Genomic DNA, 18,883 nt, shown 5'->3' with positions numbered 1-18,883 from the left:
GAGGCCTCAATTGACAGGTTGTGACCATAAAGTAATATGGTCACAAACATCCCGCGATTCAAGGAATATCAATGCTCTCCCTGCGCCCCGCTGCTTTTCTGATAAGCGCCACCTTGATGACAGGCTGTGCGGTCGGCCCGGACTATCGCCGTCCAGACGCCCCGCTCCCGGACCGATACTGGGGCCCGTTTTCTGTCGGGCAGAGACCAGCGGCAACACCTGCCAGTCTGGTCATCTGGTGGGAGAGTTTCGGTGATCCACTGCTCGCCGGCTTCGTCTCCAAGGCGCTTGAGCAGAACCTCGATCTGGCACAGGCCCAGGCGCGAGTCACGCAGGCGCGGGCCGGACTCAGCGCCGCCAATGCCGCTTTGGCGCCCTCAGCAAACATCAGCGCTCAGGCCGCACGCGCCTATCAATCCATCGAGACCCCGCTCGGCCAGGTGTTGAACTCAACGCCTGACTACGATCGGTATGGGAGTTCCTACGAGGCCGACCTCAATGCCAGTTGGGAAGTGGATATCTTTGGCGGCCTGCGACGCGGACGCGAGGCGGCGCTGGCCGAGTACCAGGCCAGCGAGGCAGGCGCCGCTGCCACACGATTGGCCATCGCCGCGCAGACCGCGGATACCTACATCACTATCCGTGGGCTGCAGGCTCGATTGGACATTGCGAATCGACAAGTCAAAACCCAGCAGGGACTGCTGGAGAAAGTCCAATTGCTCTATAGCAAAGGGCTTGCCGCCAGCTATGAGGTGCGTCAAACCGAGGGGGCGTTAGCCCAGGTCCAAGCCACGGTGCCGGTCCTGCAGGCCGGTCTGGATGCTGCCATGAACTCACTCGATGTCATGCTCGGCACGCCACCCGGTACTCACCGTACGCAAATTGCCATGGTCGGGAGCATTCCGGTAGCACCGCAGTTAACGACCTTGGGAACCCCCGCCGATTTGCTGCGGCGCAGGCCTGACCTCATCGTGGCCGAGCGCCGCCTTGCCGCCTCCAACGCACGCATCGGGGAAGCGATTGCCGAGTACTACCCGAAGTTCTCGCTAAGTGCGTTACTGGGGAGTGCGACAGCGGTGTCCGCAGGCAATCTTTTTTCCGGCGGCGCCAGTCAATCGGCTGGCGTACTGGGGCTGCGCTGGAGACTGTTCGATTTCGGCCGCATCAACGCCCAAATCGACCAAGCCAAGGGACAGGAAGCCGAAGCCCTGGCCGCTTACCGTCAATCCGTGCTGCGCGCCACCGAGGACGTCGAGAACGCGCTCTCCTCGCTGGTCAATCGGGACGCCCAAGCCACCACCCTCATGGGAGGCGAGACGGCGCTGACTCAAGCTCGCCAATCGTCGTTCATTGCTTATGAGAAAGGCACGGCGAGCTTGATTGACGTCCTGCACGCTGACGAGACCTTGCTTCAGGCTTCCGACGCTCGGGCACAGGCACAGACCGAATCGGCACGCGCGGCCGTCGCCACGTTCAGGGCACTGGGCGGCGGCTGGCAGCCTTCGGCTACCCAACTGACGAGTCGATATCCGCTCAGGTGACGAGCGACCGGAAGATCCGCGCCCATGAGTCGTTGATTGCAACAGCGCTGCTTGAGGGTGATCCCTCAAGGACAGGTATGTCCTGTTTATTAGTGTGACCACTCCCACAAACAGTCACATTATTGGCAAGCGGACAGGCCCAGTTGGGCAGTGTTCACCCACAGACTAAACGTTGATATCAGCGCAAAAAGCTATACAGGGTTTGGCGTAGGCTCACGGCATCAAGCTACGCAGAATGAGATTGGAGGTGAGGACCGGAGCCATCTCGACGACATCAAGGTTGTACTGCAATAGCAACGGATTGACGAAAGGCCGTAGCGCCAGGTGGATTGCATCGACTGTTTCGTCCAACGGCGTTTTGCGTTCAAACTCGCCGAGCTCTCGCCCTTCACGCACAATCTGCACGACGAAGTCCCTGATCAAGGCATCGTATTGCTGAGCGCAAGGCCAGTTTTCAGACGCTGCAAAAGCAGCGATGTCATAGAGTTTTCGCTCACTGAAGAACAAGTTCACACCGGTAGCCACCAGCGTTTTCAACAAGCGTCGTAAACGCTCGGTCGGCGTGAGGCCACCAACATTAATTTCCTGCTCCACTGCCGCGATCATTTGCGCCAGGCAATTGGCACAGATAGCTTCACCAATCGCCTGCTTGGAATCAAAAAACTTGTAGATGTACGCCTTGGAAAACCCGATCGCCTTCGCCAGATCGGAAACCGTGGTTTTGCTATAGCCGTATTGACTGAAGTGCTGATTGGCCGCTGCGACGATCTGGTTCCGGATTTCATGATCGGCAGGACCACGGATGCTCGTGGAAGCGATGGTTGTCTTGTTCATGCGGCTAGCTTACGCACCCGAAATGCGCTTGACAACGAGTGACCAAATTATCCTTTTGTCACCCAGACTTGCTCCATCGATATTGCACAAACCCGCCCCACTCCCAAGCTTTCCAGGACCACGGTACTGAGCTTGCCTATCTGATCAGATGGGCGGATGGAAGCGCATGGTTTGGGTAAACCTGATGGCTGACCAGGAATGGTCCGCCATCAAAGAAAAAAGCGCCGCGGAGCACGGCGCAATGATGGGTCAGATTCAGGAAAAGGTGATGGCGTTGACCGACTATTCACGGATACCTGCCGGCGTTCCACGTCCCTGATGCCTGTGCGATTAGAGCTCTTTGAAACGGTGGCGCGGCCGCCCGGGCATCGGCAACCGGATACTGTAGATATTACCCGCCGCCGGATAGTCCGCGTGTTCGGTCGCCGACATGCCGAATTTGGCGGTGGTAATGAACAAGGTGCGCATATCCGGCCCGCCAAAGCAGCAACTGGTGGGGCGTGGCACCGGCACCGACAACGTCTGCAACAGGACCCCATTGCGGTCGTACTGCAGCAGGCAGCCTCCGTTGAATTGGCAAACCCACAGGTTATCCTCGATATCCAGCGCCAGGCCGTCCGGTCGGCCCAGTTCTTCCGGCGTCCTGGCGAACACCGATAACTTTTGTAGAGCGTTGCCGTTCGCTGGATAAGGAGCGCGGTAGAGAGTGCGCGCTACCGAGTCTACGAACAACAACTCGTCGCCCTGACTTGTCCATGCCAGTCCGTTGGGCAGGCTGATGCCGTCCAATATGACCGAGGCGTTAAGGCCGCCATCGTAGCGATAGAGCTTGCCCGTATTGCCGCTGTGACCTTCATCCATCAACCCGGTGATGAAGCGGCCCTGGGGGTCGCACGCACCATCATTGAAGCGATAGGACGACAGCGTAATGGCCAGTTTTGAGTTCTGGGTGACCCGTAGGCTGGTGCGGTCGAGGATGGCAACGCCAGCATTCTGGCTGAAAATCAGGTTGCCCTTTTCAGTCAATGCCAGGGCGCCGATGCGCGCAGGCGACTCATACAGCCGCGTCAGGCGGCCATGTTGGTCCAGGGCATTGATCTGACCGCCACTGATGTCCACGAACAGCAGGCACTGATGGGCTTCATCCCAGACCGGGCTTTCACCCAGATCGGCCTGGCACGCTGAAAACAGTTTGAGCTCTTCCTGAGCAGGCATATTCAATGCTCCTTAATTTGGTCCCAAAGCTGGGCAACTTGTTCGGCACTGGTGGCCTTAATTCGGGCCAAGTCGACGGGGTAGTCGACACCTGGGTTTTCGACAAACCGCGTCGCCGTAAACTGCCCATTGCTGGCACGCAGGACATAACCGGAGTCCTGGCAATGCTGCGACGCCAGAAACACCACCCCAGGCGTCACCCACTCAGGCTTGAGGTCCTCTGGTTCGCCCGTCACGCCCCACATGCGGGTCTTGGCCACTGGGGATACCGCATTGACGAGGATGCCAGCATCCGTGCCTTCCATGCTCAGCGCATTCATGATGCCCAGTTGCGCCATCTTGCCGGCGGCATACGCCACCAGGCCCGGTTGGGCATATTGCTGGTACACCGCGCGGTCGGATGAGGTCAGTACGATTCGTGCAGCAGCAGACTGTTTGAGTGTTTCCAGGCATGTTTGCATAACCACACGGGGGTATAGATATTGATATCCACCGCGCGGCCGATGAATGTTGTATCGGCCTCTTCAATCGCCTGATAACCGACCCAACCGGCGTTGTGAATCAAGATGTCGAGTTGGCCAAACGTCTGGATAGCCGTTGCCACCAATTGCTCGCAGCCCTGTTCACTGGACAAGTCGCCATGATGCCCCACCACGTTCAAACCTTTGTCCCTGAGGGTTTGCGCAGCCTCCATGGCGATGGAGCCATCGCCCCCGGCGCCCAGCTTGTCTGCGCCGATATCACTGATCAGGACATTGGCGCCCAGCGTGGCTAGCGCCTGCGCATAACTAAAACCGAGCCCTCGGCCAGCGCCCGTTACAACTGCCGTCTTTCCTGTAAAGTTCATTGGCTGTTTCCTCTTGAGTGCCACCTCACCTTAACAAGGGGTATTCACGCTGTTTAATACTAACGGCGGCGCAAGTTGATATTTGGCTCGTATCAAGTTGACGCTCAACGCGAATGAATCGTTGGCGTTTACCCCCCTAAAGGCCCACCCCGACACTTCCCCACGGCATTCAGGCCTGCTCGACAGCACTTGCAAGCTTTAGGTCCGAAGTTCAACTTACCCTGTCGAGCGCCTGTTTACAGGTAACATTGCCTCGCCCAGTCCACAGATCAGTTCAAATGAAGGAACAGAAGAAATGATCGAAACCCGTCTGCTACGTCAATTCATCGCCGTGGCTGAAGAGCTGCATTTCCACAAGGCCGCCATTCGCCTGCACATGGCCCAGCCTCCGTTGAGCCAAGCCATCAATCGGCTGGAAGACAAACTGGGATTCCGTCTGTTCATGCGCAATAAACGCGGGTCAAGCTGACCCCCGCCGGCGGTGCGTTTCTGAACGCTGCCTACAGCACATTGAAGGAGTTGAGGCTGGGCATCGAACACGCACGCCAAGTATCCGAGGGTATTGCCGGCAAACTCACAGTGACTGCGGTGTCGATCGCCTACTACGAGTCGCTGCTCAGCACCCTGCGCCAGTTCCGCGAGACCTACCCCAAGGTCCAGTTGATCATCAAGGAGATGCCCTCTTCCAGCCAGGCCAAAGCTATTTTGTCCGGGGAAGCGGATATTGCCTTTATGCGCAAGTTGCCGATCTCGGCGGAAAACGTTGAGTCACGCCTGTTGCTCGACGAAGAGATCGTGATGGCGCTGCCCGCCCATCACCCGAAGGCGAAGGCGAAGGAAGGTCCGATCGACTTGAGGGATTTTGCTGGGGAAGACTTCGTATTCACCCCCGAAGCCCTGGGCACCGGCTATCACAGTCAGCTGATCGCCTTGTGTGAGGCCGCCGGTTTTTACCCCAAAGTAGTGCAGGAGGCAGCGCAGATCCATACCTTGATCGGCTTGGTAGCCTGTGGTTTTGGCGTTGCCCTGGTGCCTGAGTCGATTGCCAACTCAATCATGCGCGACAAGGTCCTGTTTCGCCGGATCTACGCCGTGACAGCCTCCCCCAACCCGGCCATCGGCCTGTACATGAGCTGGAACACCCACAACGAATCACCGTTGATGGAAAGCTTCATTTCCATGCTGGACTTCAATGCCGCTCCCCGGGTCGAGGGGATGATCGCCGCCCAAATCAGTTAGAGCGCCAGCGGATCGATGAAGAGCGGCTGGTCATGCGTGATTCGGAGATCAATGCTTTATGGCATCACACTCGTTACTCAAGTTGTTGTCTTGAATGTTGCCGCAGCTTTGGCCGTTGACTTTGGCATTGCAGTAAGCGCGTTGATCGTTGTCACTGATGTTGCCGCAGCTTTGACCGTTCATTTCCGCCGAGCACCTGGCCCGAAGGTCGTTGTCCCGGATATTGCCGCAGCTTTGACCGTTGACTTTGGCATTGCAGTAAGCGCGTTGATCGTTGTCACTGATGTTGCCGCAGCTTTGACCGTTCATTTCCGCCGAGCAACTGGCCCGAAGGTCGTTGTCCCGGATATTGCCGCAGCTTTGGCCATTGGTTTTGGCCTCGCAATAAGCGCGTTGATCGCTGTCACTGATGCTGCTGCAACTAGCATGAGCGTAGGTACTCAACATCAATAACATCGCAATGATGGCTCTCATCACTCTTTCCATGGGGTCTCAGGAAATAGCCTGACGCTGACTGATCCAAGATAATCTTGTTGCTGTAACGAGCAATCAAATTGACATCATTTTTTCGGGAAGTTCCATGAGGGGATGTGACTTTCGGGCGTACAGTTTTTATGTTTTCGGCGACACCTGAATCGCCCCTGGCTTCGTAGGCATGCGGAGTGACCGCTTTTGGCCGATTCTGTTGAAAACAGTCGGCCTCGAATTCCACGCCAGAAAAGTACGCGCCTGAGATTGAAATCTGAATTTTTGGCAGAAGGTTCAGTACTCGGATCTCACGTAGCAGCGGGCAACAGAGGTGTTTTCATACATTAATATTCGAGTGTTTTGGGAAAACTGACTTTTTCAACACAATCGGCCATAAGCGGACATGTCAGAAAAATTGTGGTCGGTGATGCCATCTATCTCCATCTCGTGACAGCGCCAGAAAACGCTTGGGCTTTGTCTGGATGTCTACCTCAAAAGCGGACGACCAACTCGGTTCTGGTTTCGCCCAGAGCTGTTTTTCCAGATCAAACTGATCGGGTGTGGCGTAGCGCAACTCGCCGGTGCGAACGCCGGTCAATAAGAGCAGGCGCAATCCCAGTTTGGTTTGAAGGTGACCGCTGTATTTTCGAATGGCCGTCAGTAGGTCGGGCAACCGTTCCATCAGCAGATAAGGATTGTTGGTGACGGGTGGTTTGGGCAGCGCGACAACGTCAAGGTCTGAGGCAGGATTGAGTTCCATACCTTCGACTTTTACCAGGGCGTAACGAAACAACTGGTTGAACCAGGTTCGGCACTTTTCAGCCATGGTGAAAGCTTTGCGTTGCTCGATGGCGCTGAGGATGGCCAGCAGGTCGTGGCGGGTGATGTTTTTGATAGGGCGCTCGACCAGGGTGGGCAGGACGTCCTTTTTGAAGACCCTGAGGATCTGTGACAGCGTGCTTTGACGACCTTCGTTCAAGCTCAGGCGGCGGAAGTTGATCCACTCGTCGTAGACCGCTTGGAAGGTATGTTTTCCTTCATCCTCCGCCTCAAGGCGCTGCTGCTTACGGTGTTCACCGGGGGTTTATATTCTGAGCAAGCAGTTTGCGCGCGTCATCACGCCATTCACGTGCTTGTTTCAGACTGACTGCTGGGTAGCTGCCGAAGGACATTTTGGCTTGCTGGCTTTCCCAATAAAAACGGAACAACCATCGCTTTTTGCCAGCGGCAGTCACCATGTGTGACAAGCCGTCAAAATCGCCAATGGTGTAGTTTTTATCTGTAGGTCGGGCGTGCCGAATTGCCATATCTGAGAGAGGCATGGTGAGCTCCTGTTAGAGAGTCAGCACCCGATGCTCGTCTGGCGACCTGAAAGGATCCATCAACAATACGAATTTGAGTCTTCCCGGAAAAAGGTACTCAAAAAGGTACTTAAACGTACTGGATCACCCTGGTTTTCAGTATTTTTCCGCAGAAACGAAAAAAGACGCCTAAGCGTCTATTTCGTGGATCCCAGCGTCCAGCGGACATCTGTGGATCTATATTTGGAGCGGGAAACGAGACTCGAACTCGCGACCCCGACCTTGGCAAGGTCGTGCTCTACCAACTGAGCTATTCCCGCGTCTTGGTGGTGCGCATTCTATAGAATCCTCATCACCCGTCAACCCCTTGATTCAAAAATGTTTTATTTCTTTTCAACGGTGGTGCGCAGATGAGGCCAGGCGGCGCGTAAATATTGGAGCATGGACCACAAGGTGAGGCCAGCGGCGATGAGCAGTAAGGCGTAGCCCAACAGGACCCAAAAGGTGAAATGCGACGGATTGGCCAGCAGGATCACCAGGGCAAGCATCTGCGCGGCGGTTTTCCACTTGCCCATGTTGGAGACCGCAACGTGGGCGCGGGCGCCGATTTCGGCCATCCATTCACGCAGGGCCGACACCACGATCTCGCGGCCGATGATCACGGCGGCCGGCAACGTAAGCCACAGGTTGCCGTGCTCCTGTACCAGCAGCACCAGGGCCACAGCCACCATCAGCTTGTCGGCCACGGGATCGAGGAATGCGCCGAACGGCGTACTCTGCTCCAAGCGCCGCGCCAGGTAGCCATCGAGCCAGTCGGTCGCTGCCGCGAAGGCGAATACCGAACTTGAGGCCACGTAGCTCCATTGGTAGGGCAAATAAAACAGCAAAATAAAAATCGGGATGAGCAGGACGCGTAGAACGGTAATCAGATTAGGGATATTCATCGGCACAACTGGCTACGAGGTGGAAAGGCATTCTATTCGCTGTGCAGATTCGCATAAATCAACTCAGCGAGCTTTTTACTGATACCGGGTGCTTTGGCTATCTCGTCAATGCTGGCACGGGACAGCTCCTGCAAGCCACCAAAATGTTTGAGCAAGTCGCGGCGGCGCGTCGGGCCCACCCCCGCAACCCCTTCCAGGGTTGAGGTTCGTCGAGTTTTGCCACGGCGGGCGCGATGGCCGGTAATGGCGAAACGGTGAGCTTCGTCGCGGATCTGCTGGATCAAATGCAGGGCCGGCGAGTCACCTTTCAAAGTGAACTCATGGGCAGCATCATTCAAGTACAACGTTTCAAAACCGGCCTTGCGCGTGGTGCCCTTGGCGACACCCAGCAGGATCAGGTCGGGCACCGCCAGTTCGTTGAGTACGTCACGGGCCATGGAGAGTTGGCCCTTGCCACCATCCACCAACAGGATGTCAGGGAGTTTGCCCTCGCCATCCTTCAATTTACTGAAGCGCCGTGTGAGGGCCTGATGCATGGCCGCGTAGTCGTCGCCGGCGGTGACCCCTTCAATGTTGTAGCGTCGGTAATCGGACTTGATCGGCCCTTCCGGCCCAAACACCACGCAGGAGGCCACAGTGGCTTCGCCGCTGGAGTGGCTGATGTCATAGCACTCAAGGCGCTGCGGTGGTTCGTCCAGGTTGAGCACCTCGGCCAAAGCATCGAAGCGTGCGGCAACATGCTGTCGATTGGCCAGGCGCGCACTCAGGGCCTGCTCGGCATTGGTCACCGCCAGTTGCTGCCAACGCGCACGCGTGCCACGCACGCGATGGCTGATATCCAGCTCGCGGCCGCGCAGTTCGTGAATGGCTTCGATCAGTGCGGGGAAGTCTTCATGGACCACGTTGACAATCAGTTCCGAAGGCAAGTCGCGCTCCGGACTGCTGACATAGTACTGACCCAGAAACGCCGCCATGACTTCGGCCACGTCCTCGTCGATACCGGTCTGCGGAAAGAAATTCTTACTGCCCAGAACCCGCCCGCCCCGCACGCTGATCAGGTGCACACACGCGCCGCCCGGGTTGACGAACGCGGCGATCACATCGACATCGCCACTGCCACCTTCCATGCTCTGCTGGTCCTGCACCCGCCGTAGCAACGAGATCTGGTCGCGCAGTTCGGCAGCCCGCTCGAAATCCAGGGCACTGGCCGCCTGCTCCATGGCCGCTGACAACTCATCGGTGAGCGCGTTGCTGCGACCTTCGAGGAACATCACCGAATGGCGCACATCCTCGGCATACTCCGCCGGCTCCACCAGCCCCACACAGGGCGCCTTGCAGCGCTTGATCTGGTATTGCAAGCAAGGCCGCGTGCGGTTTTTGTAGAAGCTGTCTTCGCACTGGCGCACAAAAAAGGTTTTTTGCAGCAGGCTCAGGCTTTCACGAATCGCCCCCGCGCTGGGATACGGCCCGAAGTACTTGCCCTTCTGCTTCTTGGCCCCGCGATGAATACTCAGGCGTGGGAAGTTGCCGTCGGACAGGAATACGTACGGGTAAGACTTATCGTCCCGCAGCAGGATGTTATAGGGGGGCCGCCACTCCTTGATCAGCGTCTGCTCAAGCAACAGCGCTTCGGTTTCGTTGGCGGTGATGGTGGTTTCGACCTGAGCGATACGCGCCACCAGGGCCGCAGTTTTCGGCGCGAGCCCGGTCTTGCGAAAGTAGCTCGACAGGCGGTTCTTCAGGTTCTTGGCTTTGCCCACATAAAGCAGGCGCGCCTCGGTGTCGAACATGCGGTACACGCCGGGGCGGCCGCTGCACGTCGAGAGAAAGGCGCTGGGATCAAACGGCGTGGTCATGTCAGGCGCTGGCGTCCACCATGCCGTGGCGCACCGCGAGCAGGGTCAATTCAACATCACTGCTGATGGCGAGCTTCTCAAAGATACGATAACGGTAGGTGTTGACGGTCTTGGGCGACAGGCACAGCTTGTCGGAGATCGTCTGCACTTTCTGGCAGCCGACGATCATCAAAGCGATCTGGATCTCCCGCTCAGACAAGGCGTCGAACGGCGAATCGCTGGTGGGTTGGAACGATTTGATAGCTAACTGCTGGGCAATCTGCGGGCTGATATAGCGCTGACCGGCAAACACCAAACGAATGGCTTGCACCATTTCCGCCAAGCCGGCGCCCTTGGTCAGGTAACCGGCCGCGCCGGCCTGCAGCAAGCGCGTGGGGAACGGGTCTTCCTCGCACACAGTCACCACCACGACCTTGATATCCGGATGGCTGCGCAGCAATTTGGTGGTGGCACCCAGACCGCCGATGCCTGGCATCTTGACGTCCATCAATACCACATCGGGTTTCAACTCCCGGGCCTTGATCAGGGACTCCTCCCCCGACTCGGCCTGACCGACTACTTGCAGGCCGTCGATGTCAGCCAGCATTCGTGTAATGCCTGTACGAACGAGATCATGGTCATCGACTACTAGCACCCTAATCAAGCAGACACCTCGCGATATGGTCTTATAGGTTGCTGAACACCTTAGCAAAAAACCAAGGCGCAGACCTAGCTGCACGCGTCATATATATGGACGTTGGATAAGCAAAGGCCATCCGCCGAGGGGCGGATAGCCGCAATTGCTGGACGAAAGGTCAGGAATCCGAGGGCTGGACCTTGGATTTTCCGTTCACTGAAGCGCTGTGTTCGGCCAAGGTGGAGGTGAGGCGACGAATTGCATCTTGGTCCTCCTTGAACATCGCGCGGTAGTCACCCAATACTTTCTCTTCGATCTGGCTCAAATTATCGAGTTGAAGGGGCGTGGCAGTGCCAGTCAATACATAGAGCACATCCACGCCTCTTGCAGCGACGCGTGACAAATAATCGGCTTTAGGCGCGCGCCCACCGCTTTCGTATTTACCTTGTGCATTGGCTTCGACACCTCCAATTTCACCAAAAACTTTCTGCGACAGGCCAAGTCGCTCTCTTTCTTGCCTCAAACGCGAACCGATTCCACTCATTTGGATGTATGATCCTAGTTGGCACACCCCAAGAGGTGACACCCTCATCTCTTCGTTAAACGAACTTGAACGGTTTTGAACTATGCCCGGAATCCGTACTGCTGCACAAGCCAAGGCCTGGCTGGAACATCAAGGAAAGTCAGTTCAAGCGTTCGCCCGTGAACATGGCGTAGATCCGGCAACCACCTATCAAGTGCTCGCTGGGCGCAAAAAGGGGCGACGTGGAGAGGCCCATAAGGTAGCGGTCCTTTTGGGTATGAAAGAAGGGATCATCCTTTCTGAGGCTGATGGCCAAAACAACGATCAGGAAGTCGACTCCTGAGGCCAGTATGCGCTTATTAGGTTTACACGCACTGTTTAGCTTGGACGACAGACGCGCTCCATGCGCCAGAAGCAATCCTCTTCGCCAACAATGCTCAACCCCATGCGCTGATACAGCCTGCGCGCCGGGTTGGTTTTGAACACGGTCAATCGCAATAGCCCCAAGGATTGCGCCTTCAGGGCCATTTGCTGCAACACCCAACTGCCGGCGCCCAGCCCACGACAGCCTTCGAGCATATGCAGCTCACGGATGTAGAGCGCCTTGCTGTCGCGGCTCAAGCTGATAAAGCCCAAAACTGAAGCCTCGCGGCAGATCAGCCAGTTTTCGCGACCGTCCCACGCCACATCAAAGCCATCGTTGGACCACAGCAAACCATACTGCTGGTAGTAGCGGCTCATCGCCTCATAGGTCAGGGTTCGGGCGAAAGTTCGGTCATTGTCCGTGGCGGCGCGCAGGTTAAACATCATTCAGAGCGCCACTACGTGGCCAGCCCACACGTCGTTATTGCGGCGCGCCACCAAGAGTGCTTCGCCCACGCCAGGCACAGCGGCAAGCAATCGGCCATCGGCGGACCAGATTGCGCTACGGCCAGCACAATCCCAGCCCCCCGATGGGCCACCATGATTGGCCATCAACACCAGCAAACGATATTCGGCGGCGTAAGTTTGCAACTGTGCACAATCCTTTGCATAACCGCCTTCGCTGATCAGCACGCTGGCGGCATAGACATTCGCGCCCGCTTCAGCGGCGGCACGCGCATGCCTGGCATGAGTGAAGTCCGCACATACCGACAAAGCGATGCGGTCATCCCCGAACGCTAAGGCCACACCGCCCTGCCCCGGGACAAACGCCACTTCTTCGCCTGGATGCAGGTGCTGCTTGGTGTAGACCGCCCGGGAACCATCCGCTCCAAGTACCAGTGCGCCAATCATGACACCGGCATCGGGCACCAGCCGGATCGGCATCCCCACCACGACGGTCAGTCCAAGCTCCCTGGCCATTACGCGCAAAGGCGTCAGTTGCGCAGCGTCTGGTGCGATGGCCAAGTCGGCCGCGAGCGAAGGCTCATAACCGGTCAGCGACAGCTCAGGGAATATCAGCAGTTGTACGCCCTGTTCTGCCGCCACCTGCATAAATGCCATGTGCCTGCGGATGTTGGCAGGCACATCGCCGGGGACGGAAATCGATTGAGCCGCAGCAAGAGTCAAGGCCGTCATGGGGGTGTCCGAATAATCAGTCGTAACGTGTTACCAGCATATCGGCACTCCCCCATAGCGGTAAGTCCCTTCATGCAATAGAAATTACCGATTGAATCCCATCGCGCGTCTCTAGTAAGCTCCCGCCATCGTTTGGAGACATAACATGTTGCAACTCGCCCACCCTCAGGTATGCCTAGCCGCCAGCGCCATGCGTTCGGTGTCGGTCGCCTGCGTGAACGGTTCGAGCGCACCTGTCAGCTTTTATTTTGGGTATTGGTTTAGCCACTGGCGCGCCTGATACCTGAAATCGGCGGCCACTACTCAAGGGGTCGCCTGCCAGAGAAATCTAACCCCCGGTCGGCTCCCCGACCGGGGGTTTTGTTTTTTCTGACACTTATTCTTTTTGCTTGATCACGAACACTTAACAGGAAGCACGACATGAACTACGCCACCTATTACCGCTACGACACTTGCACCGCATGGCGATTTAGCCAGCTCCGCTCGGGACAGCCTGCCGCCTCCGATCGGTCACCTATGGGTGGCAAACCAACACACATCGCCGATATGGCCAATTGTCGAACACCCCTGTAGGGCTGAGCGCGGGAATCGCCCGCTGCTCGCCCAGGAAGCCTTGAATATGAACTCCTCCGTCGCCGCTCTGCCCGTCTCCACCCTGATCAGTGCCAATCAGGCCCTGACCCAGCGTCTGCCCAGCGCCCTTGAGCTCAAGCACCAGTTGCCGCTCAGTCCGTTCCTTGTCGAACAGATCCACGCCCATCGCCAAGCCGTGCGTGCCATCCTCAATGGCGAAGATTCGCGTTTGCTGGTGATTGTCGGCCCGTGCTCGATCCACGACCCCGAATCGGCCATGGAATACGCGCGCAAGTTAAAGAAACTCGCCCTCGAAGTCAGCGACCAGATGCTGCTGGTGATCCGTGCCTACGTCGAAAAACCGCGCACCACCATCGGCTGGAAAGGTCTGGCCTATGATCCTCACCTGGACGGCAGCGATGACATGGCCGCCGGCCTGACCCTGTCACGCCAATTGATGCGCGAAATGCTGCGTCTGGGCCTGCCGGTCGCGACCGAGCTGCTGCAGCCAATGGCCGCCGGGTACTTCGACGACCTGCTCAGTTGGGTGGCAATTGGCGCGCGCACCACCGAATCGCAGATCCACCGCGAAATGGCCAGCGGCCTGGACATGCCCGTAGGCTTCAAGAATGGCACCGACGGTGGCGTCGCCATCGCCTGTGACGCCATGCGCTCGGCGGCCCACCCACATCGCCACTTCGGCGTCGACAGCCAGGGGCATCCGGCGATCATCCAGACCTCAGGCAACCCTGATACACACCTGGTGCTGCGCGGCGGCCACCGAGGCCCGAACTACGATGGGCAGAGCGTGGCGCAGGTCAAGGGCGACCTGGCCAAGTCCAAGGTGGCGGCGCGGATCATGGTCGATTGCAGCCATGCCAACAGTGGCAAGGACCCATTGCGGCAACCGGCGGTGTTCAACGACGTGCTGGAGCAACGCCTGCAGGGCGACACCTCGCTGATCGGCATGATGCTTGAAAGCCATTTGTTCGAGGGCTGCCAGCCCTTGAGCGCGTCGATGCAATACGGTGTGTCGGTGACCGATGGATGCCTGGGCTGGGATAGCACCGAGCAGTTGCTACGCGGCGCGGCACAACGCTTGCGCGAGCGCTGCTGATTCAGCCGAACGTGCTCGCCGCGTAGTGCAGTCATGTCCGCTGCTGAGCGGCCCAGGCATCGTCCCGCAGCGGGGCTAGACTCCGGCCACTGGCTGGCGGGATAGCTCGCGTAGCCAAGGCAACACCCGCAGGCCGGTAGCGACCTCGGGTGGGTCGATGATATCCATAAAGTGTTCGAGATTGACGTTGTCCGGTACACCCGGCAAGCGCACCAGTACCGCCGGCGTAGCGCCGGTCGGCTTGCAGAGGTCGAGGTGGTCGTAGACCAGCACATGACGCGCCTGAGGTTGCGGCTCGCAAGTATCGACCAGCAGCCCCGCATTGATGATCAGCACATCAAACGGCTCGGCCGGGATGGCCGTGAGTATCTGGACCTCTTCGAAGGTTTGCACCGGGACAATCCGGTGGTACCCCAATTGATTGAGCATTTTTTCGATGTACAGCCGTTGCAGGTGCTGTTCATCGGCAATCAGGATAGTCAGTGCTTTGTTCGGCATGGCAACCCCCCTGGGCAGGCAGTGCTCGTTGGTGAGCCCTGCCCATTGTCCAGACATATTCCGACGACAAAATCAGGCATGTTCCCCGTTCACGTAGGAGTTCTCCCAAATCAACCGAATGACCTTTTATTGCCGTCATGTCTGATTGCAGTAAAGCGCCAGGCTATGGTGCAAGCTGTCGATAGCCAACCCTATCGCCTCGACCGCCGCGCCCAAGGCGTCGAGTTGCTGGCGCTCACAAACGGTTTCCAGGGTTTCGGCGCACGCGATCAACACTTGGGCCTTGACCATGCGCGCGCCACCTTTGACGCGATGGGCCAGGTCATGCAGTTTGGATAAATTGCGCTGCTCGTACAACGCCGGCAGCACGGCGCGATCCTCTTTAAGGCTGGCAAGCAAAGGCGCTAATAGCTCATCAAGGGCAGCCTTGTCACCGCCCGTCAGCGAGATCAACGCACTCAAGTCGAACACTGGTTCAGCTGCATTGGTGGCGGCATGCGCTGTGAGGGGCGCCAGCGCCGAGCGCAAATCCTCCAGACCGGTCGGTTTGAACAGGCATCCGTCCATACCGGCCTGGCGGCAACGCGCGGTTTCTTCGGGCTGGGCATTGGCGGTAAATCCCAACACCAGGCACGGCACCAGGCCACGTTGACGCTCTTGGGCGCGGATGTCGCGGGTCAGCGCGTAACCATCCTTGAGGGGCATATTGCAATCGGTGATCACCCCATCGAAATGCCCGCTCTGCCACAACGCCAGCCCTTGCTCGCCGTCGTCGGCCGTCACGATATGATGCCCAAGGAAACTCAGTTGCCGCGCCAACAACACGCGATTGGCCGGGTAGTCGTCCACCACTAGGATGTTGAGCGCCCGGGCCGGCGGAATGTGCGGCACAGGCAAAGAGACCGGCGCCTCGGTCGTCAGCGCCAGCACCAACGCCACGTCTATCCGTGTGCCTTTGCCCAGCACACTGGTGAGGTGCAATTGGCCGCCCATCATCTCGCACAAGTTGCGACTGATCACCAGCCCCAGGCCTGAACCGCTGCGCGCGGACTGTTCGTGATTGCCGCCTTGTATAAACGGGTTGAACAAGCGCTGCTGGTCTTCGGCGCTGATGCCGATGCCTGTATCTTCGACCCATAACCGCAGGTTCAAGTGACCGTCCAGACTGGTTGTGCCCATTGCGCCGAGGCGCACCTGGCCGGTGGCGGTGAACTTGATCGCATTGCCCAATAGGTTGGACACCACCTGCTTGAAGCGCAACGGGTCAAGCATCACCGCACAGTCGATCAACGGATCGAGCTCCACCTGCAGCGCCAGCCCCTTGTCTCGCGCCAGGCCCTCGAACACTCGCGCGACTGACGTCAGCAGTTCGTGCGGGTTGGCCGGAGCCAGGGTCAGGGATAGATGGCCGGACTCGATGCGCGCGATATCGAGAATATCGCCGATCAGCTCCAGCATGCCGCGCGAGGCCACCGACGCCACTTCCAGAGCATCGCGATCGGCACGGCCCTGCTCGGCGTTCTTCAGCGCCAGTTCGATCATGCCGATCACGGCGTTCATGGGGGTGCGAATCTCATGGCTCATGGTGGCCAGGAACGTGGTCTTGGCCCGGTTGGCGGCGTCGGCTTCCTCCTTGGCTTCTTGCAACTGGCCCAGCAAGCGCTGGCGCTCACTGACGTCGACCCAGCCGGCAATCATGCCCACGACCTTTTCGTCACCGTCACGGTACGGCAGCATCCATTGATAGATGGTCAGCACTTCGCCACTGGGAAGCTTGAGCACGCGGTCATGAATCTGTGGCTCGCCACGCTCCATCAATTGCAGGTAATCGGCATGGAACGACTGGGCCTGGGGCGGGTTGCCGGTGTCGGTTTCCACCACGGTCTTGCCGATCACGTCTTCGAGCTTGAAGCCGAACACGTCCAGGTAAGCATTGTTACAGGCCATCAGCCGACCCTGGCGGTCACGCACATAAATCGGATGGGGCGTGCCATCGATCAATACGCTCATGAACCGCATCTGATCGCTCAACGCCCGCTCAGCCTGGGAGCGCTTGTGGATCAGGTTGCGCAAATAGAGGACCCAGCCCAACGTCACCACCAGCAGCAGTGCCGCCAGGCCAAAGCCTTGAATGATCACATTGCGGTGGCGTATCCAATAGCTGTCTTCCAGGATGATCTCGTTGCGCCAGTGGTTGGTCAGCTCGTCCATTTCTTCGGGCGTGATACTCAGCAAGGCTTTGTCGAGAATCGAGTACAGCTCCAATTGGCCACGATTGACCCCGAAAGTGATGCGCGCCGGCTCGGTGCCGATAGTACTGGTGATGCGCAGTCCGTCACGGTAATGGCGCGCGATCATGTAGCGCGCGCTGATCAGCGAAACGGCGGCGGCCTCCACACCGCCACTGGCCACCAACGCCATGGCCTGCTCAGGGTTCTCCACATCGACAAAATCAATCCGCGGATAATGCACGGCGATGTAGGACGCCAGACCACCGCCGCCGATCAACGCCAGACGCTTGTCGACCATGTCTTCCAGGGTGATCAGGTTTTCATTGCCTGAGGCCACCACTAATACATAGGGGTTGGACAGGTAGGGCCGGGTAAAACGGATTTTCTCTGAGCGCTCCACGCTTGGCGTGACGACCGCCAGCATGTCCGCTTGGCCGCTACCCACCTCATCAATTTGCCGAGGCAGCGAGCTGCCACGCTCCACGTCGAATTTCAAACCGGTACGCAGGCTGATGCGCGATAACACCTCGGCGCTCAACCCTTCGAACTGCGCCTTCTCATTGAAGTACGACAGCGGCACAAACTTGTCGAGCACCGCTACTTTCACCCGGGGATTTTTCTCCAGCCAGCGCTGTTCGCTCGCACTCAAACGTAGCCGGTCGGCTTCCAGGAAGCCGCTGCCGCCAGCGCTCCAGCGGCGCAGGATTTCCATCTGCTGGTTAGCCGGCACCGCGGCCAGCGCGGCGTTAATAATCGTCAGCAGACGGGTATTGTCCTTGACGAAGGCAAAGCCGAACGGGTTGACCTCCAACGCAGAGAAGTCCGCCAAGCGCACATTATTGAGGTGGTTCTTGTTGATCAGGTAACGCGCACTGATCGCGTCGCCCAGGTACACATCTGCCTGGCCGAACGCCACGGCGCCGATGGCTTCGAACGTCGAGCCAAACAGCAGCAACTGCGCATCGGGATAAAAGGCCTGGACGGCATCGGGCTGCATATAGTGGTAAAGCATCGCCACGCGCTTGCCCGCCAGGTCCGCGCTGAGGGCGTGACTGTCGCCGGTGCGTGTGACCAATGCCGGTTGGTCATTGGCATAAGAGCGGGACAGCACTAATTGCGGGTCAGCCGCCTCATAGCCATTGGCCGAGCCCACAAAATCCACGACACCGGTCTTGAGGGCTTCGATCACCTCATCGCGAGTATCGAAGCGCTGCACCTCCACCGTCACGTGGAGTACCCCGGCGATCAACGCCGCATAATCGGCGGTGATGCCTTCGAGTTCGTTCTTGTTGTTGGTTAAATCAAACGGGGCGTAATCCGGCCCGGACACCCCCATCACCAGCGTGCGCCGCTCCCGCAGCCAGCGCCAATCGGCCTCGTCCAGCGTCACGGAGGCGTTTTCCAGCGTGGAGTGCCCCAGCAACCGCAGTTGATGCGGATCGTCCAGGGCCATCGCCGCCTGCGGCAACAGCCCTATCAGCAGGATGGCCGTGAGTTTCGCCAGCCGAGAGGTGATCATT

Annotated in this window: 17 protein-coding genes, 1 tRNA gene and 2 pseudogenes; 6 read left to right on the top strand and 14 right to left on the bottom strand. The window is 58.3% G+C overall.

The window, feature by feature from the left end:
* The first annotated feature begins 71 nt into the window (after positions 1-71).
* On the top strand, positions 72-1,541 hold the full coding sequence (locus QRN41_RS09635) for an efflux transporter outer membrane subunit (RefSeq protein WP_285421487.1): 1,470 nt from the start codon (positions 72-74) through the stop codon (positions 1,539-1,541).
* 213 nt (positions 1,542-1,754) lie between these two features.
* On the opposite strand, the gene QRN41_RS09630 is transcribed toward QRN41_RS09635, so the two are convergent.
* Complete coding sequence (locus QRN41_RS09630) at positions 1,755-2,375, bottom strand: TetR/AcrR family transcriptional regulator (protein WP_285421486.1); 621 nt, start codon at positions 2,373-2,375, stop codon at positions 1,755-1,757.
* A 166-nt stretch (positions 2,376-2,541) separates the two neighbouring features.
* On the opposite strand from QRN41_RS09630, the gene QRN41_RS09625 reads away from it, so the two are divergent.
* Complete coding sequence (locus tag QRN41_RS09625; protein WP_285421485.1) at positions 2,542-2,694, top strand: hypothetical protein; 153 nt, start codon at positions 2,542-2,544, stop codon at positions 2,692-2,694.
* A gap of 11 nt (positions 2,695-2,705) precedes the next feature.
* Here QRN41_RS09625 and QRN41_RS09620 read toward each other — a convergent pair whose 3' ends face one another.
* Both QRN41_RS09620 and QRN41_RS09615 read right to left on the bottom strand, forming a co-directional pair.
* Positions 2,706-3,590 (bottom strand): SMP-30/gluconolactonase/LRE family protein, encoded by an 885-nt coding sequence (locus tag QRN41_RS09620; RefSeq protein ID WP_285421484.1) that lies wholly within the window; start codon positions 3,588-3,590, stop codon positions 2,706-2,708.
* A gap of 2 nt (positions 3,591-3,592) precedes the next feature.
* Positions 3,593-4,437: pseudogene (locus QRN41_RS09615) on the bottom strand (SDR family NAD(P)-dependent oxidoreductase).
* A gap of 295 nt (positions 4,438-4,732) precedes the next feature.
* Between QRN41_RS09615 and QRN41_RS09610 the strand changes: the two are divergent.
* Positions 4,733-5,676: pseudogene (locus QRN41_RS09610) on the top strand (LysR family transcriptional regulator).
* 51 nt (positions 5,677-5,727) lie between these two features.
* Positions 5,728-6,129, top strand: a complete 402-nt coding sequence (locus QRN41_RS26300; protein ID WP_167389883.1) for a hypothetical protein — start codon at positions 5,728-5,730, stop codon at positions 6,127-6,129.
* A 421-nt stretch (positions 6,130-6,550) separates the two neighbouring features.
* Here QRN41_RS26300 and QRN41_RS26295 read toward each other — a convergent pair whose 3' ends face one another.
* The 7 genes from QRN41_RS26295 to QRN41_RS09575 all read right to left on the bottom strand — a co-directional run bounded on the left by QRN41_RS26295 (position 6,551) and on the right by QRN41_RS09575 (position 11,405).
* Positions 6,551-7,123, bottom strand: coding sequence for a tyrosine-type recombinase/integrase (locus QRN41_RS26295; RefSeq protein WP_502941881.1), 573 nt, complete (start codon positions 7,121-7,123; stop codon positions 6,551-6,553).
* 94 nt (positions 7,124-7,217) lie between these two features.
* Entirely contained in the window at positions 7,218-7,466 is a 249-nt protein-coding gene (locus tag QRN41_RS26290) for an Arm DNA-binding domain-containing protein (protein WP_425326814.1), read from the bottom strand.
* Positions 7,467-7,689: 223 nt separating this feature from the next.
* Positions 7,690-7,765: transfer RNA gene (locus tag QRN41_RS09595), tRNA-Gly, on the bottom strand.
* A 63-nt stretch (positions 7,766-7,828) separates the two neighbouring features.
* Entirely contained in the window at positions 7,829-8,389 is a 561-nt protein-coding gene (gene pgsA, locus QRN41_RS09590; protein WP_034137766.1) for a CDP-diacylglycerol--glycerol-3-phosphate 3-phosphatidyltransferase, read from the bottom strand.
* A gap of 32 nt (positions 8,390-8,421) precedes the next feature.
* Positions 8,422-10,245 (bottom strand): excinuclease ABC subunit UvrC, encoded by a 1,824-nt coding sequence (gene uvrC / locus QRN41_RS09585; protein WP_034137765.1) that lies wholly within the window; start codon positions 10,243-10,245, stop codon positions 8,422-8,424.
* A 1-nt stretch (position 10,246) separates the two neighbouring features.
* Positions 10,247-10,888 carry a response regulator transcription factor GacA gene (gene gacA / locus QRN41_RS09580; RefSeq protein WP_003190387.1) on the bottom strand — a complete coding sequence of 214 codons (642 nt, stop codon included), beginning with the start codon at positions 10,886-10,888 and terminating at the stop codon, positions 10,247-10,249.
* A gap of 151 nt (positions 10,889-11,039) precedes the next feature.
* Positions 11,040-11,405, bottom strand: a complete 366-nt coding sequence (locus QRN41_RS09575) for a helix-turn-helix domain-containing protein (RefSeq protein WP_034097256.1) — start codon at positions 11,403-11,405, stop codon at positions 11,040-11,042.
* Between the two features lie 82 nt (positions 11,406-11,487).
* On the opposite strand from QRN41_RS09575, the gene QRN41_RS09570 reads away from it, so the two are divergent.
* A complete protein-coding gene (locus QRN41_RS09570) occupies positions 11,488-11,727 on the top strand; it encodes a DNA-binding protein (protein ID WP_034097254.1) in 240 nt (79 codons plus the stop codon).
* Between the two features lie 35 nt (positions 11,728-11,762).
* On the opposite strand, the gene QRN41_RS09565 is transcribed toward QRN41_RS09570, so the two are convergent.
* Both QRN41_RS09565 and QRN41_RS09560 read right to left on the bottom strand, forming a co-directional pair.
* Positions 11,763-12,194: a GNAT family N-acetyltransferase gene (locus tag QRN41_RS09565; RefSeq protein ID WP_167417411.1), complete on the bottom strand. Its 432-nt coding sequence runs from the start codon at positions 12,192-12,194 to the stop codon at positions 11,763-11,765.
* A complete protein-coding gene (locus tag QRN41_RS09560) occupies positions 12,195-12,944 on the bottom strand; it encodes a carbon-nitrogen hydrolase family protein (protein ID WP_167417410.1) in 750 nt (249 codons plus the stop codon).
* A gap of 619 nt (positions 12,945-13,563) precedes the next feature.
* Between QRN41_RS09560 and QRN41_RS09555 the strand changes: the two genes are divergently transcribed.
* Positions 13,564-14,634 carry a 3-deoxy-7-phosphoheptulonate synthase gene (locus QRN41_RS09555; RefSeq protein ID WP_123480173.1) on the top strand — a complete coding sequence of 357 codons (1,071 nt, stop codon included), beginning with the start codon at positions 13,564-13,566 and terminating at the stop codon, positions 14,632-14,634.
* Between the two features lie 75 nt (positions 14,635-14,709).
* On the opposite strand, the gene QRN41_RS09550 is transcribed toward QRN41_RS09555, so the two are convergent.
* On the bottom strand, positions 14,710-15,132 hold the full coding sequence (locus tag QRN41_RS09550) for an ANTAR domain-containing protein (RefSeq protein WP_285421482.1): 423 nt from the start codon (positions 15,130-15,132) through the stop codon (positions 14,710-14,712).
* A 135-nt stretch (positions 15,133-15,267) separates the two neighbouring features.
* Positions 15,268-18,882 (bottom strand): transporter substrate-binding domain-containing protein, encoded by a 3,615-nt coding sequence (locus tag QRN41_RS09545; RefSeq protein WP_285421481.1) that lies wholly within the window; start codon positions 18,880-18,882, stop codon positions 15,268-15,270.
* Position 18,883 lies beyond the last annotated feature (1 nt).

Source organism: Pseudomonas sp. efr-133-TYG-23, from assembly GCF_030209215.1.
Taxonomy (GTDB): domain Bacteria; phylum Pseudomonadota; class Gammaproteobacteria; order Pseudomonadales; family Pseudomonadaceae; genus Aquipseudomonas; species Aquipseudomonas rhodesiae.
The sequence above is the reverse complement of the archived record's forward strand: the minus strand, read 5'-3'. Positions and strand labels throughout refer to the sequence as shown.

Bases quoted from the DNA above. Each gene is read 5' to 3' on its own strand.
- QRN41_RS09565 (WP_167417411.1), bottom strand. From the start codon at position 12,194: ATGATGTTTAACCTGCGCGCCGCCACGGACAATGACCGAACTTTCGCC.
- QRN41_RS09635 (WP_285421487.1), top strand. From the start codon at position 72: ATGCTCTCCCTGCGCCCCGCTGCTTTTCTGATAAGCGCCACCTTGATG.
- QRN41_RS09555 (WP_123480173.1), top strand. From the start codon at position 13,564: ATGAACTCCTCCGTCGCCGCTCTGCCCGTCTCCACCCTGATCAGTGCC.
- QRN41_RS09625 (WP_285421485.1), top strand. From the start codon at position 2,542: ATGGTTTGGGTAAACCTGATGGCTGACCAGGAATGGTCCGCCATCAAA.
- QRN41_RS09630 (WP_285421486.1), bottom strand. From the start codon at position 2,375: ATGAACAAGACAACCATCGCTTCCACGAGCATCCGTGGTCCTGCCGAT.
- QRN41_RS09545 (WP_285421481.1), bottom strand. From the start codon at position 18,882: ATGATCACCTCTCGGCTGGCGAAACTCACGGCCATCCTGCTGATAGGG.
- uvrC (WP_034137765.1), bottom strand. From the start codon at position 10,245: ATGACCACGCCGTTTGATCCCAGCGCCTTTCTCTCGACGTGCAGCGGC.
- QRN41_RS26300 (WP_167389883.1), top strand. From the start codon at position 5,728: ATGCTTTATGGCATCACACTCGTTACTCAAGTTGTTGTCTTGAATGTT.
- QRN41_RS09560 (WP_167417410.1), bottom strand. From the start codon at position 12,944: ATGACGGCCTTGACTCTTGCTGCGGCTCAATCGATTTCCGTCCCCGGC.
- QRN41_RS09575 (WP_034097256.1), bottom strand. From the start codon at position 11,405: ATGAGTGGAATCGGTTCGCGTTTGAGGCAAGAAAGAGAGCGACTTGGC.
- QRN41_RS26290 (WP_425326814.1), bottom strand. From the start codon at position 7,466: ATGCCTCTCTCAGATATGGCAATTCGGCACGCCCGACCTACAGATAAA.
- QRN41_RS09570 (WP_034097254.1), top strand. From the start codon at position 11,488: ATGCCCGGAATCCGTACTGCTGCACAAGCCAAGGCCTGGCTGGAACAT.
- QRN41_RS09550 (WP_285421482.1), bottom strand. From the start codon at position 15,132: ATGCCGAACAAAGCACTGACTATCCTGATTGCCGATGAACAGCACCTG.
- QRN41_RS09620 (WP_285421484.1), bottom strand. From the start codon at position 3,590: ATGCCTGCTCAGGAAGAGCTCAAACTGTTTTCAGCGTGCCAGGCCGAT.
- pgsA (WP_034137766.1), bottom strand. From the start codon at position 8,389: ATGAATATCCCTAATCTGATTACCGTTCTACGCGTCCTGCTCATCCCG.